Origin of the sequence: Sphingobium sp. PNB (assembly GCF_019873065.1) — a bacterium.
GTDB lineage: Bacteria > Pseudomonadota > Alphaproteobacteria > Sphingomonadales > Sphingomonadaceae > Sphingobium > Sphingobium fuliginis.
This window is the reverse complement of the sequence record NZ_JAINEZ010000106.1, coordinates 1-14,605: the sequence shown is the minus strand read 5'-3', so window position 1 is coordinate 14,605 and position 14,605 is coordinate 1. Positions and strand designations below refer to the sequence as shown.

Annotated in this window: 14 protein-coding genes and 2 pseudogenes; 9 read left to right on the top strand and 7 right to left on the bottom strand. The window is 57.2% G+C overall.

All coding sequences use genetic code 11. The features are described 5' to 3' along the window. From K7W03_RS23725 to K7W03_RS23685, 9 genes are all read left to right on the top strand, one after another. A partial coding sequence (locus K7W03_RS23725; protein ID WP_264319088.1) for a glutathione S-transferase family protein occupies positions 1-427 on the top strand: 427 nt, incomplete at its 5' end. A gap of 39 nt (positions 428-466) precedes the next feature. Then, positions 467-1,768 (top strand): aromatic ring-hydroxylating oxygenase subunit alpha, encoded by a 1,302-nt coding sequence (locus tag K7W03_RS23720; protein ID WP_222887506.1) that lies wholly within the window; start codon positions 467-469, stop codon positions 1,766-1,768. Between the two features lie 283 nt (positions 1,769-2,051). Next, the gene (locus K7W03_RS23715) at positions 2,052-4,319 is read left to right on the top strand and encodes a TonB-dependent receptor (protein ID WP_222887505.1); all 2,268 of its coding nucleotides are present in this window, start codon (positions 2,052-2,054) and stop codon (positions 4,317-4,319) included. A gap of 77 nt (positions 4,320-4,396) precedes the next feature. Next, positions 4,397-5,266, top strand: a complete 870-nt coding sequence (locus K7W03_RS23710; protein ID WP_222887504.1) for an FAD binding domain-containing protein — start codon at positions 4,397-4,399, stop codon at positions 5,264-5,266. A gap of 14 nt (positions 5,267-5,280) precedes the next feature. After that, entirely contained in the window at positions 5,281-5,754 is a 474-nt protein-coding gene (locus K7W03_RS23705) for a (2Fe-2S)-binding protein (RefSeq protein WP_226870447.1), read from the top strand. Further along, positions 5,751-8,132 carry a xanthine dehydrogenase family protein molybdopterin-binding subunit gene (locus tag K7W03_RS23700; RefSeq protein ID WP_222887503.1) on the top strand — a complete coding sequence of 794 codons (2,382 nt, stop codon included), beginning with the start codon at positions 5,751-5,753 and terminating at the stop codon, positions 8,130-8,132. Before K7W03_RS23705 ends, K7W03_RS23700 begins: the two co-directional genes overlap by 4 nt. Positions 8,133-8,134: 2 nt before the next feature. After that, the gene (locus tag K7W03_RS23695) at positions 8,135-8,683 is read left to right on the top strand and encodes a CoxG family protein (RefSeq protein WP_222887502.1); all 549 of its coding nucleotides are present in this window, start codon (positions 8,135-8,137) and stop codon (positions 8,681-8,683) included. 380 nt (positions 8,684-9,063) lie between these two features. Beyond that, positions 9,064-9,762: a GntR family transcriptional regulator gene (locus tag K7W03_RS23690; protein WP_222887501.1), complete on the top strand. Its 699-nt coding sequence runs from the start codon at positions 9,064-9,066 to the stop codon at positions 9,760-9,762. 385 nt (positions 9,763-10,147) lie between these two features. Continuing rightward, a complete protein-coding gene (locus tag K7W03_RS23685; RefSeq protein ID WP_222887500.1) occupies positions 10,148-10,528 on the top strand; it encodes a nuclear transport factor 2 family protein in 381 nt (126 codons plus the stop codon). A gap of 87 nt (positions 10,529-10,615) precedes the next feature. On the opposite strand, the gene K7W03_RS23680 is transcribed toward K7W03_RS23685, so the two are convergent. The 7 genes and pseudogenes from K7W03_RS23680 to K7W03_RS23650 form a co-directional block, all read right to left on the bottom strand. Further along, positions 10,616-10,864 (bottom strand): hypothetical protein, encoded by a 249-nt coding sequence (locus K7W03_RS23680; protein WP_222887499.1) that lies wholly within the window; start codon positions 10,862-10,864, stop codon positions 10,616-10,618. Next, entirely contained in the window at positions 10,852-11,190 is a 339-nt protein-coding gene (locus K7W03_RS23675) for a transposase (protein WP_222887498.1), read from the bottom strand. Before K7W03_RS23675 ends, K7W03_RS23680 begins: the two co-directional genes overlap by 13 nt. Before the next feature lies 1 nt (position 11,191). Then, positions 11,192-11,539 (bottom strand): annotated as a pseudogene (locus tag K7W03_RS23670) (recombinase family protein); the annotation flags it as partial. A 41-nt stretch (positions 11,540-11,580) separates the two neighbouring features. Further along, positions 11,581-13,209 carry an IS66 family transposase gene (gene tnpC, locus K7W03_RS23665; RefSeq protein WP_222887497.1) on the bottom strand — a complete coding sequence of 543 codons (1,629 nt, stop codon included), beginning with the start codon at positions 13,207-13,209 and terminating at the stop codon, positions 11,581-11,583. Positions 13,210-13,272: 63 nt separating this feature from the next. Then, a complete protein-coding gene (gene tnpB, locus K7W03_RS23660) occupies positions 13,273-13,620 on the bottom strand; it encodes an IS66 family insertion sequence element accessory protein TnpB (RefSeq protein ID WP_222887496.1) in 348 nt (115 codons plus the stop codon). Beyond that, the gene (tnpA, locus tag K7W03_RS23655; RefSeq protein ID WP_222887495.1) at positions 13,617-13,988 is read right to left on the bottom strand and encodes an IS66-like element accessory protein TnpA; all 372 of its coding nucleotides are present in this window, start codon (positions 13,986-13,988) and stop codon (positions 13,617-13,619) included. The genes tnpB and tnpA overlap by 4 nt, the downstream gene beginning before the upstream one ends. A 267-nt stretch (positions 13,989-14,255) precedes the next feature. After that, positions 14,256-14,501 (bottom strand): annotated as a pseudogene (locus K7W03_RS23650) (transposase domain-containing protein); the annotation flags it as partial. Positions 14,502-14,605: the final 104 nt, after the last annotated feature.

The following is a 14,605-nucleotide window of genomic DNA, read 5'->3' as shown; positions in this document are numbered from 1 at the left end:
CCAATACGCTCGCCCAACGCCACCTCCAAAAGGCAGCCTTGAATCAACGCCCGATCCTGCTGTCAACCTTTGTCCACGAAACCTAGAGGCAATGGTTCTTGCAGCTGGTGGTGCTCCTTTCTTGCTTATCGGAAACGATGAGGAAAGAGACCAAGTCGCCCTCAAGCAGGCCCGCGACATGATGTACTTCGACATAGGCCTCCTGGAGCAAAAGTTGCAGGGACAGCAATTCATCCTTGGTCAATTTTCGATCGCGGATATCGCTTTAGGAGTGGTGACCGCTATCTGTCTCATGGGAGACATCAGCCTGCGACAATTCCCCAACGTTTCTCGCTGGCTGTTAGCGCTCGCAGATAGGCCGAGCTTTAAGAATACGAGCTCCTTCATGGACCATATCAACATTGCCCAAACAGCCGGCCGCCTCTGATTATCCCGCGCGGTTGCAACAGCATGGATCGTATAGAATATGAGCGATTTCGAAGAAAGGCGGATGACGGATATGACTGAATATGAAGCTCTGAATGGACCAGGCGGGATCGAGGCCATGAAGAAGCATGGCCTCGACCGGGTAGGGACGGATCAATACGTCAGCCCTAGTTTTTATGAGCGAGAGCTTGAGACTATATGGCGGAAATGTTGGCTTTTGGCTGGCCGAGCAAATGATATACCGAATCCTGGAGACTACTTTATCTTCCAATTGCCATTTTTAGCAAACACTTCTATTTTGGTGGTACGTGGAAAGGATGACAGGATTCGGGGATTCTATAATTCCTGCCCTCATAGGGGAGGGAAATTAGCTTACTACGAAAAGGGGAGCTGTCCCGGCGCGATTTCCTGTACCTTCCATGGCTGGGTCTTCGACTTGGAGGGTAAACTCGTAGAGGTTCCCTTCAAGGAGACGTTCGGAGAAGATTTTGCGCAAGAAGACCGGGGGTTGAAGGCCGTTTCGCTAGACACGTGGGGTGGATGGGTTTTTGTTAACCTGGATCCGGCTCCGAGATGGAGTCTTGCGGAATATTTAGCTCCTATCCCGCAAGCCTTGGCAGACTATTTCGAAAACGAGCCCTGGACGTGGTCCGAGGGGCGCAAGGGGTTCTTTAATTGCAACTGGAAGCTCCAGGTGGACTCACAAGCTGAAGGGCATCATGCACCATTTCTGCACGGCCGCTCAATAATGGGGGCGTTCGATGCTGCCGATGTGCCAGCTACAGCCTTCCTCGGTAGTCCTGGAGTTCCCTACAAGGTCGAAGTGCACCGCCCGCGTGCCGATGAAGGGCCCGGGGTGTTCACCTCGGCCGTAGCCAAGAAGGTCGCGCAGTACAAAACGGCAATGTACTACAATACGGACTCTGACCAATTCCGAGGTTCGACGGACGCTGCAAAATATCCCGGGGCGCTAAACCTTTCAGGCGCGGAACGCTGGTCTTTTGACCTATATCAGCTATTTCCCAACACCGTCATAATGGTTCAAAACAGCTATGTCCTCATTATGCGGTCGTGGCCTCGAGGTGTCGATAAGACGGTATGGGAGTATGACCAATACTTCACTCGGCAGCCGAGTACCTTTGGTGAAGGCTTCGCTCGACTGCATGGTCTCAACGAGATGCGTAATACAATTACGGAGGACATGACCACCGTGGAAGGCCTGTATGATAGCTACAGATCCGGCGCTGTCACTGAGCTAGTCATTGGTGAGGCCGAATTGGGCGTCAGTGCGTTTGAAAAGCACGTTATAAATATGGTCGATGAGCTGGGCCGCACGAAATAGCGGCCAGCCAATATATATACCACTCGGACTGTCAACCGGTTGTGATTGGGCTGCGGTTCCGGAACGGGTTAGCCCACTAAGCACAATTACGAATAGCGGATGTTATCTTCAGTCTGGAAAAATAAAGATCAACAGGGGAAGACGTATGCGGACGAACAGATATCACCAGCTCCAGTGGGCTGTTACTAACATTGCTATCGCGCTACCGGTCATGGGAAGCTCCCCTGCCATTGCTCAAATAGCAGAGCAAGAGGTCGTTCAACAGACGACAGGAGCCGGTGCGATGCCCGAACCCGCAGACAGTCTAGGCATCGGTGAGATTGTCGTCACTGCGCAGAGGCGGGCCGAGTCCGTTCAGAAGACTGCACTTGCGATAGAGGTTCTCAGCGGCGACGATGTTCTGAATAGCGGAGTGACGACTCCCAGTGATCTCACGAGGGTCGTGACCGGTATTCAGACGAGCGGTGCAGGTAATAACCAAATCTATGTACGGGGCGTTGGCGACTACGGTGTCACGGTTGGCGCAAACCCTGCCGTCGTTACTAACCTAAACGGCATTCCAATTAGCCGCTCGCAGGCGATCGGAGGCAATTTCTTCGACCTTGAGCGTGTTGAAATTCTGAAAGGCCCACAAGGCACACTTTACGGCCGTAACGCGAGCGGTGGTGTCATCAACCTTATCGCAGTCAGGCCAAAGATGAACGACGTATCGGGCTATGCGTTCGCGTCATATGGCAACTACGATGCGCTTCACCTCGAGGGCGCACTGAATGTACCCATCGGGTCGACCGCCGCAGCAAGGCTATCAGCGCAAGTTGTCGATCGTGATGGCTATTTGAGTGACGGCACCGACGACGACAAGCACCAGACGGTGCGATTGCAAGTTCTTCAAGAGTCCGGCCCGCTAACTGCACTGTTGAGGGTCGGCTACCAACGAATCGATGGCACAGGTCCTGGATTAGCCCCTCTGCCGCCAATCCCTGGAGAGTCTGCGTGGACAGGCGCCGCCTCCAGAGTGGCATCAGATTATTTAATCTCACTCGCGGCTGCCAACTTTGCAGCATCAGGCGGCACGTCGCTGCCACCGGCGCTACTGGCTCGCCTCGATTCTTTGGATTACTTCCAACGTCTCGACTCGGCAACTGTCGATGCACAGTTCGATTACGAGTTCGACGGAGCAACGCTCACGGTCATTCCGGCATATCGTTGGGTTCATTCTCGCTTCACATTCCCACCGACTTATTATTATGGCAACGGGGCCGGTGAGACAGATGGCGATCGCTCCGACCAGTACTCGCTGGAAGCCAGGCTGGGGAATAGCGGCGAGAAGCTCAAGTGGGTGGCTGGCGTATTTGGGTTGAAGGAGGACGTGTCGAGCGATTACCTCGTCGACTTTGGCGAAGTCTCGCGGATTCGCATTACGTCCCTACAGGCGACCAAAAGTTTCGCGGTGTTCGGCGAAGCGACTTATAGCGTGACGGACGACTTGCGATTCACTCTCGGCGCGCGATGGACGGTTGACAAGCGCGAATCCGCGAATTTCGAGTATGTAGCAGTATCTCCGACATTTGCGGGCACGCCGCCGTGCCTTCCTGCAAATGGTTTTCCACCGGGCACTGAATGTAACGCGTTGCCTCCGGGCGAGTCGTATAACAGCTCTAAGACGTTCAAGCGAGCCACCTGGCGCGTGGGCGCGGAGTACGACATCACGCCGCGGAATATGCTGTTCGCCAATGTGGCAAAGGGCTTCAAGGCCGGCGGCTTCAATATCGCCGTAGATCCGCAGCAAACCAGTCAACTCCTGGCGTTCAAGCCCGAAACGATTACCGCGTATACCCTAGGCCTTCGGAACCGCTTCGCTAACAATTCAATTCAAGTGAATATCGAGGGCTTCTATTGGGATTATAAAGACCTTCAATTGACACAACTCATCTTTGATGGTGTCGGCAATATTACTGTCGCAACGCAGAATGCCGGCAAAGCTGAAATCTATGGTTTCAATGTCGATGCAATTGTCAAACCCTTTCGCGGCACGACATTGCGGGCGGCAGTCGAGTATCTGAATGCTAAGTACCAGACGTATCAGTACTCACAGATTGCGGCGCTGACGCCCCCGGGCTCATTAGGCTGCCCGGTGACCGCGTCCAGTGTGCCGGCAGGACCATTGGGACCGTTCGTGGACATCAACTGCAGTGGGTTCCCGCTTACTCGTGCGCCCAAATGGTCAGGCAACTTGGGTGCATCGAAAGTATTTGACCTTGCTGACCGCGGTAATGTCACCTTGGACGGCGATATGACGTTTGCAACAAAACGGTATGTCTCTAACACGTTTACCCGACAATCGCTTGACGGGGGCTATGTCATCGTGTCTGCGTCACTGACTTACAACGGGCCCGACAACAAGTGGTCGGTCGGCGGTTTCATTCGAAACATTACAAACACCGCGGCCTTTATTGGCGGAGGTGAACAATCTCCCTATGTCCCGCAGTTTATTGCGACCGGCATTCTGCCGCCGCGAACGTATGGAGTGAACGTCAGAAGGTCTTTTTGAAGTGATCGTCTCGCCCGCTACGCGTAAAGGAAGTGAGCTGTCAAACCGTTGGACGTGCTGGCGCTCGTGCTCGTTCGTTGATAGAAGGCTATGATGCGGTGAAGTATTATCGACCTACCAATTTAGACGATGCATTGAAGTTGCTGGCAGGTGATCCAGACGCTCGCTGCATTTCCGGAGGTGCATCGCTTGTTGCGATGATGAACGCAGATTTAGTGCAGCCTTCGGCCCTCGTTAGCCTTAAGGCGATTGCTGAGCTGCAAGGGATCCGATCATTCCCAGATGGTCTCATCGTTGGCGCCATGACCAAGCACCAGATCGTCGCGAACGATAGTCGCTTCACCGGGGGGCTTGAGGTCATTCGCTCCGCGGCAGCCAATATCGGGCACCCCGCTATTCGAGCAGTGGGCACAATCGGTGGCTCGATCTCACTCGCCGATCCGTCGGCTGACTATCCAGCGGCGCTCGTTGCGGCTGAAGCTCGGATCGAAATTGCGAGCCATCGAGGTAGACGGTTCGTGCCTGCGCACGAGTTCTTCATCACCTATTACACTACAGCGCTCGAGCCCGATGAGATGGTCGTCGCGGTTCATCTCGCAGCACCGCCGGGAGCGTCGGTTTCCGCCTACCGCAAGGTTGGCAGGACAGAAGGCGATTTTGCGACCGCGTCGGTGGCTTTCTGCGGAGCATTTTCCGGCGGCCAGTGTACTTTCGCCAGAGTTGCCGTGGGGGGCTGCGGCGACACCCCAGTGCGGAGTGCCGAAGCTAATGCGTTGCTGGTTGGGGCAAGTCCCAATAGCGCGAGCGTCGCTCGAGCGGCGGAAGCGCTTGTTGGTGCGTGCGATCCGGTCGACGACGTCCGCGGATCTGCCGACTACCGGCGCTTACTTGTGCGGCGCTTGCTGCCTCGAGTCTTTGCTCAAGCATCGCAAAAAGCCGCTAACTGAATTGGACGAGCGTTATGGTTGAACCTCGAAGCATCGAACTCCACATCAACGGAGAAACGCATGTCGTTTCTCCTCATACTGGGCACACCTTGTTACATGTTCTGCGCAGTACATTATTCCTGACCGGGACAAAACTAGGCTGCAATCAGGGGGTGTGCGGTGCCTGCACGGTGTTGCGCAATGGCGTTCCGGCACGCGCCTGTCTCACGCTTGCTCGAGAATGTGACGAGGAGGAGATCACCACGATCGAGGGCGTAGCGCCCGACGGAAAACTCTCAGCCGTTCAAGAAGCGTTTATCAAAGTCGCGGCTCCCCAGTGCGGCTTTTGCATACCGGGAATGGTGTTGGTTGCGACTGCTCTCCTCGGTGAGAACCCGACGCCCGATCAAGGCGAGATCCGTGAAGCTCTGAGTGGGAATTTGTGTCGCTGCACGGGGTATGTGAAGATCGCTGAGGCAATCGAGTTGGTAGCGGAGCAAGCTGTATGACTTCGTTGGAAGGCGTGAGAGAGGCAGCACACGACGTGATGCGGGATCAAGATCAGCGGCTGGACGCGGTGATCGGCCAATCGGTGCGGAAGATCGATGCCCCCCCGAAGGTTTCCGGAGCCGCCATGTACACATGCGACTTGCACCGTCCCCGCATGCTGCATGCGGCGCTACTTGGCAGTCCACATCCCCACGCACGGATCGTGCGATATGATACGTCGGCAGCACGGGCTTTGCCGGGCGTCAGGGCGGTAATCACCGCCGAGGACCTGCCGGCTGAAAATATTGGCAATAGTGTCCGCGACGAACCGATCCTTGCTCGTGGGAAGACGCGTTATGTCGGCGATCCAGTCGCCGCAGTCGCTGCAGAAAGTGCCGCAATAGCACGCGCAGCGGTGCAACTGATCGAAGTCGAGTATGAGGAACTGCCAGCTGTCTTTGATGCCGAGGAAGCGATGGCTCCCGGCGCCCCAATTCTTCATGAGGATGCAGAGGCCTACGCTCGGGTCATTCAAGCGCCATTTGCGGGCAATATGCTCGCACACGTTGAGTTGGAAACGGGCAATGTTGATGAGGCTTGGGCTGAGTGCGACGTGATCGTCGAAGGCGAGTATTCGATCCCGGCCATCCATGCCCAATATATGGAAACCTGCGGCGCGCTTGCTGAACTCGACAATCACGGCAAGCTCGTCATCTGGTGTTCAACACAATCGGTTTTTATAACACAGGCGGCCGTCGCCGCCGCGCTGCGAATTCCGATGAGCATGGTTCGCTGTATCGCGCCAGCGGTTGGTGGCGGTTTTGGCGCCAAGTGCGGCGCATCGGTCGAACCGATCGCGGCTGCGCTGACTCTGGCAACGCGGCGGCCGGTCAAGCTGGTGCTCTCGCGTGATGAAGACATGAGCATGATGCGCACAAGACATGCTGCAAAGATCTGGATGAAGACGGGCGCACGCGCTGATGGCACGTTGCTTTGCCGCGACATCAATATCGTCTTGAATGGGGGAGCCTATGCCGACTTGAGCCCCATGGTACTCGAAACAAGTATTTTGATGGCGCATGGACCATATCGCATTCCGAACGTACGCACAGTCGGGAGGGTGGCCTACACAAACCGATTGCGAGCGGGGCCATTCCGCGGGTTCGGCGCCATGCAGTCGACTTTTGCGGGCGAAAGCCAACTCGATGAGTTGGCGTCTAAGCTAAAGGTCGATCCGATCGAGCTTAGAATCCGCAATGCGATGCTCTCGGGTGACTTCAATATGGGTAGTCACCACATTCCCTCCTGCCATTTGGCGGAGTGCTTGGACGAAATCCGGAGCCACCCGGCCTTCATGGCCGCGAGCGCGGAGCGAGTCGGTCCCACCGGGCGCAAGCGCGGCGTTGGTATTTCGAGTGTGGTTCAGCAAAGCGGCCTATTCTCCTCGAGCGCGGCGGTGCGTGTGTCGGAGGACGGAACGCTGGTGCTCAACACCGGGTACATCGATTTAGGCACAGGGAGCGATACTTCGCTTGCGCAGATCTGCGCCGGCACGCTTGGGGTGGGCGTCGACGATGTCAATGTTGTGATGCCCGACACTGATGGCGTCGCGTATGATTTTGGAACCGCTTCTGATCGAGCGTCTCGGGGAGTGTCGGAGTCAGTGTACCGAGCCTCACTCGCCGTAAGGGACAATTTGTTTCAGTTTGCGAGCGAAATGCTCCAGTGCCCGATAGATCGCCTCGAGCTTCGGCCTGGCGGCCGGGTGGGGATTTCCGGCGAGACAGCTGCCGAGCTGCCTTTCAGCGCAATTGCGCAGTGGGGCCTCTATGCAGGTGGCGGCCCGATCATCGGCACGCACGCCTATTACATGCAGGAACAAAAGATCAATCACCTGCAGACGCGCAGCGTCGGCTTCAGAATGGGCGGCGGTGTGTGGTACGGGTATGGCGCGACCGCCGTGCAAGTTGAGGTCGACGAGGACACCGGCCAAGTACAAGTCATCGCTGTATGGCATGCGCACGACGTTGGCCGCGTGCTCAATCCTGACGGCGCTCGTGGCCAGGTGTACGGGGGTATCGCGCAGGGTATCAGTGGCGCACTTTACGAAGAGTTGGTCTGGGACAATGGCCGTCTGACAAATCCGTCACTGATGGACTACAAGATCGTTGGTGCACCTGAAGTGCCACGTCAGATCTATCCAATTCTGCTTGAAAACCAGCTCCAGGACTCGCCGTATGGGGCGAAGGGATTTGCCGAGCCCACCATCATCGGCGTTGCTCCGGCCATTGCCAATGCCATCGCCAATGCTGTCGGTGCACGTGTCCACACATTGCCGATTACAGGGGAACGACTTCTCAACGCTCTGCCGGAAAGCCAAGTCGAGTTTGAGAGTTAATCATGAAAATAAAAAAACGCTTTACCGTGGCCGCAGAGCCCGACCGTATCTGGGCTTTTATTACTGACCCCGAACAAGTCGCACCTTGCATACCTGGCTGCAAAGAGGTCGTGTTACTATCTCCGGGACGGTATCGCGCGTTGATCGCCATCCAAGTCGGGCCGATCAAAGCCTCATTTGCCGGCGTTGCTGAAGTGCGGGAAGAGCGGCCGCCGGACTTCGCAGAGTATGTCATTCAAGCCGAAGAGGGGGGCAACGCTAGTCGTCTCAGTGCTGTGGCTAAATTGACTATCACGAAACTCGCCGGCGACGATTGCGAAGTTAGCTGCCTTGCTGAGGTCAACATAAATGGGCGTCTCGGCAAATTCGGTGCGGGTATGATGCAAAAGATCGCCGACAATCTCGGTGACAAATTCGCTGACGCAATGCGCGTCGCTCTTCAAAAGCAGCAGCCGCGATCCCTGCACGCGCAACTGCCCGTGACGGATAAACCAAAAAAAGACGTACTGTCGCTCCTTCGGCGCCTAATTCGGGCAATTATGGGCTCCTGACGACGGAATTATGTACTTAAAAAGAAACCTCCGCGGCAACAGTGCATTGTATTGCTCGACCACTTCGTGCGACGCACCTTGAAAACAGTGGTTTGCGTGTATTGCCCCCATCGTGTAACAACCGATGTGATTCACACGCGCAGAAAGGGATCACCATGAGCGCAACCAATAAAGTCGTAGAGGCCTTCGGCACGCATATCTGAGTGAGGATGGGAGAAAAGGGTTTCGAGAGGGTTGGTGAGGGAGGGCTTGGGGCTTCAGGATGGCCCAGCCGCCGGACAAACGAGTTCCGTTCGCGGAGGTGCTAGCTAGGCCTTGACGACTCGAAGATGCTACTGCCTCTCCGTGAGAGTCGACCGACCTACGAAAGGAAAGCAAGTTTGAATCCTCTGAATACCCGGTCGAAAGCAGACCGAGTCTATAGACGACTGCTCGCTCGTATTCGCAAAGGTGAATACAACTTCGGCGAGAAGCTTTCTTCGGTGGCCATTTCAAAAGAACTCGGCGTCAGTCGGCAACCCGTGATGGCTGCGATAATGCTCTTGCAAGCCGAAGGGTTGCTTCACGTGACGCCACAGGTCGGTTGCAATATCGTCACACCCAGCGCGAGAGAAATTCTGGACTTTTTTGAGTTATTTGCTGTCTCCGAAGGGCTTCTCGCCAGGTTTGCTGCGACGCGTGGCGCAGCTGATGCCTTATCCCAATTGAGGGCGGCCGAAGAAAGGCTGAGTGCTGTCCCATATGTTGGAAAACTGTCCCATACCTATGGGACTTACGCGCGACGCTTCCATGGGGTCATCCATCAAATGAGTGGTGCCCCAGAGCTACGAGTCAGAGTAGAAAGTCTTTGGGGACTCGGCGACTTTTATCTGAATACGGCTAAATCGGGCGTTCGGGCCGAAGATGTGCAGGCAGAGCATGACGAGAGGCGGCTTATTGTAGATACCATCGCAAAAAAGCACGCGGATGAAGCGGAAGACTCCATGCGAGCGCATATTCGCCGAAAACTGTACCGCATAGGTCCCGGTAGGGATCTCGGTGAACTTCCGTCTTCAGACCGAGACGATCCGGGTAAATAGACTTTATTATTGTGATCCAACTCACCTGCAGGAGCAAGCAATGAAACTTTATCATGTCACTTCGAAGAACGATCCTCTCCCCTCAGATCACCGGGTTGTTGGAGGTGCCCAGATTTGTGGCCAATGATAGCTATTCTATAGTTGACATTGCGTTGGGTGCTCGTGTAGCGTTGGATGGTCTCGTCGAATACGATCTTAGACCGTTTAGGAATATTGTAATCTGGCTTCAGCGTTTGGAGGAAAGGCCTGCATGGCAATCCGAGGAGATATTCATTGAGGATATGAAGCTGATCCGTAACAAGGGCCTGATTTAACTATTGAATCGATGAGGGCCGATAGACCGCGGCCTCAGAGGCCGCAACGAAGCCTAGGCCGCGGAGGGTATATGTCCAACGAACAAAAATCTGACGACGATGAGGTGAGAACCGTTGTCGAGTCTTACTTCACCGCAATACACGAAGGCGATATAGACAGATTGAAGGAGGTCTTTGAACCTACGGCTACCTTGATCGGTTGGGACGAAGGGGAGCTACGGCGCGTCAATCTTGATCAATGGTTTGAATTCGTGAAATCGATCCCTAGCCCAGCTAGTGAGGGAGTCATTCAAGATGGCAAGATTGTTTGGCTTGATGTTACTGGTACCGCTGCTGTGGCAAAGGTCACTGAAACGTACAGAATGTTCAAATATGTTGACTACTTAACCCTCCTTAAAATCGGTGATCAGTGGCGTGTCGTTGGTAAATGCTACCACCAGTATGAGCGTTAGCCGTGTTGGTAGCTATCTCTAAAATTCGACAATCCCTAAAGCGGACTAACGACTAAGGGTGTTCGACGACTAGAGTATCCGTGATGATCAAGCGGGAGATTGTAACCAGCATCGATCGGCCTTTAGCAGAGCGTTTGCGGTGACGTTGAGCTTTCGCATGACGGCTGTGATGGCGATCTTGGCGGGCTTTCCGGCAGTGACGAGTTGCTGGTACTTGGCCTTGAGGTCAGGGTTGTATCGAGCGGCGACGAGGGCAGGCATGTAGAGGGCCTGCCTCACGTTTGGGTCAATCCCGGCAAAGGTACGTAACGCGACATAGGATTTCAGTCGCCCCATCGAAGGCTCTCGGGTTGTAAATCCGTCAGTTTGGCGATCGCTTCCTGGATATTTTCGAGAGCCTCGCTGAGGTCGGAGAGTTGGTCCTCGATCTCGATTGCCAGGTCAAACAGCGCAGGCGCGCGGCCTTTCATGCCGTGGTTGACGACGTCCATCGCCAGATCGTGCAGCTTGAGGATGTCGTTGCGGATTTCCGGGGGATTGTGGTGCTCCCGATCGTTCAGATGGCCACGCATTTTATCGAGTTCGTCGACCGCGTGAATGAGCGACAGCGTGTCGAATCCGTCCTGGAGCGCTTCCAGTTCTTTGTCGGCGATCTCCGCCATCTCAGGCCTCCAACGCCTTGAGCGCGTGACTCCGGAGCGCGCCGTCTGGACCGACATAACGATATAGGGTGGCGCGGCTGATATCGAGCTCTCGGCATAGCTGCGCCACGTGGGTGTCCCGATTGGCCATGGCGGACTGCGCGAGACGGATCTGGTTCTTGGTCAGCTCGAATTTGCGCCCGCCGTGGCGACCTCGCGCCCGGGCAGCGGCGAGGCCGGCCATGGTGCGCTCGCGGATCAGATCTCCTTCGAATTCCGCGAGAGCGGCGAAGATGCCGAAGATCAGTTTCCCGCTCGCGGTCGTGGTGTCGATATTCGCACCTTGGCCGGTCAACAGTAACCGTCCGATTGTTACCGCGGCGGTTGTGCCTTGAAGCGGTCGGCGAGCCGTCAGGCGGCGAGTGCCTGCCGGCCGCCCCGCGGCACCCAGTGCCATGGCAGCAGCTCGTCGATCCTGTTGATCTTGTGATCGTGGATGCGATTGAGCAGGTCGGTGATGTAGGCCTGTGGATCGAGGCCATTCATCTTGGCGGTCTCGATGAGCGTCATGGCGCTGGCAAGGGTCTGGGCACCGGCCTGGGAGCCAGCAAATAACCAGTTCTTCTTGCCCAGGCATATGGGCCTGACAGCGCGCTCGGCGGCGTTGTTGTCGATGGCGACGCGCCCATCATCGAGAAACAGGCTAAAAGCGTGCCAGCGCCCTAGGGCGTAGCGAAACGCCTTCGCCAGGTCCCCCTTGGTCGAGATAAGGGTAAGTTGCTTCTGGGCCCAGGCATGCAGTGCCTCGAGCTTGGGTCGGCTCAGCTCCTGGCGCACGGCACGGCGGAGATCGGCAGGCTTGCCTGCGATTTCGCGCTCGATGTCGTAGAGCTGCCCGATACGTTCGAGCGCCTCGCGAGCGATCTCGGACTTTTGCGACGTCCAGATGTCATGGAAATCGCGTCGCCAATGGGCAAAGCAGGCTGCCTCCCGGAAGCGAGGTTCACCGTCGGCGGCCGGTTCGTAGAGCTTGGCATAGCCTTTGTAGGCGTCAGCTTGGAGGATACCCCTTGCCTTGCCCAGATGGGCCAGCACATGCTCCGCCTTCCAGTTAGGGGCATAGCGGTAGACGACGCCGGGCGGCGCGGTGCCGGCCCAAGGGCGCTGATCGCAGACATAGCCCCACATCCGGCCTTGCATTACGCCCTTGCCGATACCTTTGGCGCGTCGTTCCGGTGCCAGCACGCGGATGGGTGTGTCGTCGGCGTGCAGGATGTCGCTGCCCAGGACTGGTGCCTCAATCCGGTCGATCACGGGCTGCAGGATCCGCATCGAGCGGCCACACCAATCAGCCAGCGTGCTGCGTGGAATGTCGACACCCATGCGCGCGAGGATCTCGTTTTGCCGGTACAGCGGCAAATGGTCGTCAAACTTGGAGACCAGCACGTGAGCCAGGAGGCTTCCTCCCGCCATGCTGCCGGGGATCGGCCGGCTCGGAGCCGGAGCCTGGACCATCTTCTCACAGCAACGGCAGGACTTCTTCGGGCGGGCCACTTCGATGACCTTGAGCTTGGCCGTGATCATCTCGAGGATCTCGCTCACGTCCTCGCCGACCACACGCAGATCGCCGCCGCAATCCGGGCACGTGCTGCCGGGATCGAGCTCGCGGCGCTCGCGCGGCGTATCCGCCGAGACCCGCGGCCGGCGCGACGATCGCGATGCGGAGCTGGCGTCGGCAGAAGCGTCCGCGGCTTGCACGTCCGGCTCCTTCTGATCGCTCGTCGTCAGGTCCTGTTGGGCGACGGTGACGAGCACGTCTTCGAGTGCGAGCTCCAGCTGCTCGATCTCGCGTTCGATCTTCTCGGAGGATTTGCCGAAAGCCTGCTTCTTGAGCTTGGCGATCTGCAAACGAAGGGCTTGGACGACCAGGTCATGGGCGCGCAGCGTCGTCGTCAGCTTCGTGTTCTCGGCCTGCAACCGGGCGACCATGGCCTTGAGGAGAGCCGGGTCCTCAGGAAGATCGGGCGCCGCGTGTCGCATGGCTTTTTCTACAGGAAAACCGCCGAAAAGCCCAGCGAAACAGCCGATTTCGGAGACGAAAAGTTACCCTGCCAGGGCCGGCGGTGCGCCCCAGCTCGGGCGTCTCCAGTCGATCCCTTCCCACAGCATTGCCAGCTGGGCCGATGTCAGTCGCGCCGTTCCGTCAGCCGCGGAGGGCCAGGGAAAGCGACCGCGCTCAAGGATCTTGTAATAGAGGCAAAACCCCTGGCCATCCCAGTAGAGCAGCTTCAGCCTGTCGCCACGCCGCCCACGAAAGGCAAATACGGCACCACTCGCCGGCTTCTGTCGCAGCACGGTCTGGGCAAGCATGGCAAGACCCAAAACCCCTTTGCGCATGTCAGTGACGCCGCAGGCGAGATACACTCTTACGCCGGTTCCAGGTCCAATCATGCCGCTTCCACCGACCGGATCAGCCGGGTTAGCGCAGCAGCCTCAATGCCGGCATCGAAGCGAAGGCGCCGACCCTGTGCCAGGCACAGCTCGACGATCACAGGCGAGGCAATTATGTCCTCGGGCACGGGCTCGGCGTGTCGCATGGGCGCCTCGAGGTCGACCGGCAAGAAGGTCGGTCCGGTCGGCGCAGGCAATAATCCTCGCTTCCTGAACTGATGTCGCCATTGGTAGATCTGGCTTCGGGAGACATCGTAGCGCCGGGCAACACGTGCCAACGTCTCGCCGTTTACCCCCACCGCCGCGACGATCTCGAGTCTCTCAGCGGTGCTCCACCGGCGACGCCGCTCCCGGCCCAGTATCTCCACAGCCGTCCCTCGCTCTCACTTAGGACGTACATAACGACGTCCTTATGGACGTCTCTTACGCGCTCATACCGCCGCCCGGCAGGCGGCCTCAATCGGCCGGTTACGGTCAACACACACAACCCAATATTGCGGTCAGAGAGACCGCGGACCGTGTTGACCAAGTGCTTGAGGGTAAGCGGTAATTTCTCCCCACCAGGGGCGTGAAGGCGTCGGGCAGCGAGGGCCTGGCGCCTATTTTCGTTGTAATAAGGTTCGAACGTAGTTTGCTCAGGCGGGCTGAGCGACGCGGTTCGTTTCGAACGCTGGTGCGGCGGCATTGGTATCGTCCCAGTTGCCGGGCAGCAGATCGTCGAGCGGGTCGCCATCGCCGCGCAGGACGATGCGAGCGAGCACATCGGCAAGGTAGGCGTTCGGGTTGATGCGACCCAGCTTGCACGTCTCGACCAGCGAGGCGATCGCCGCCCAGTTCTCGGCGCCGAGCTCGTGGCCGGCGAACAGGGCGTTCTTCCGATTATGGAAAGCTATGCATAATCGCAATTATGCGAAGCGCAGGATTATGCGCAGGTGGGCACTGCCTGATGGGGCCAACCCGCGGTTTTCTGCCAGCTATGGCGCGG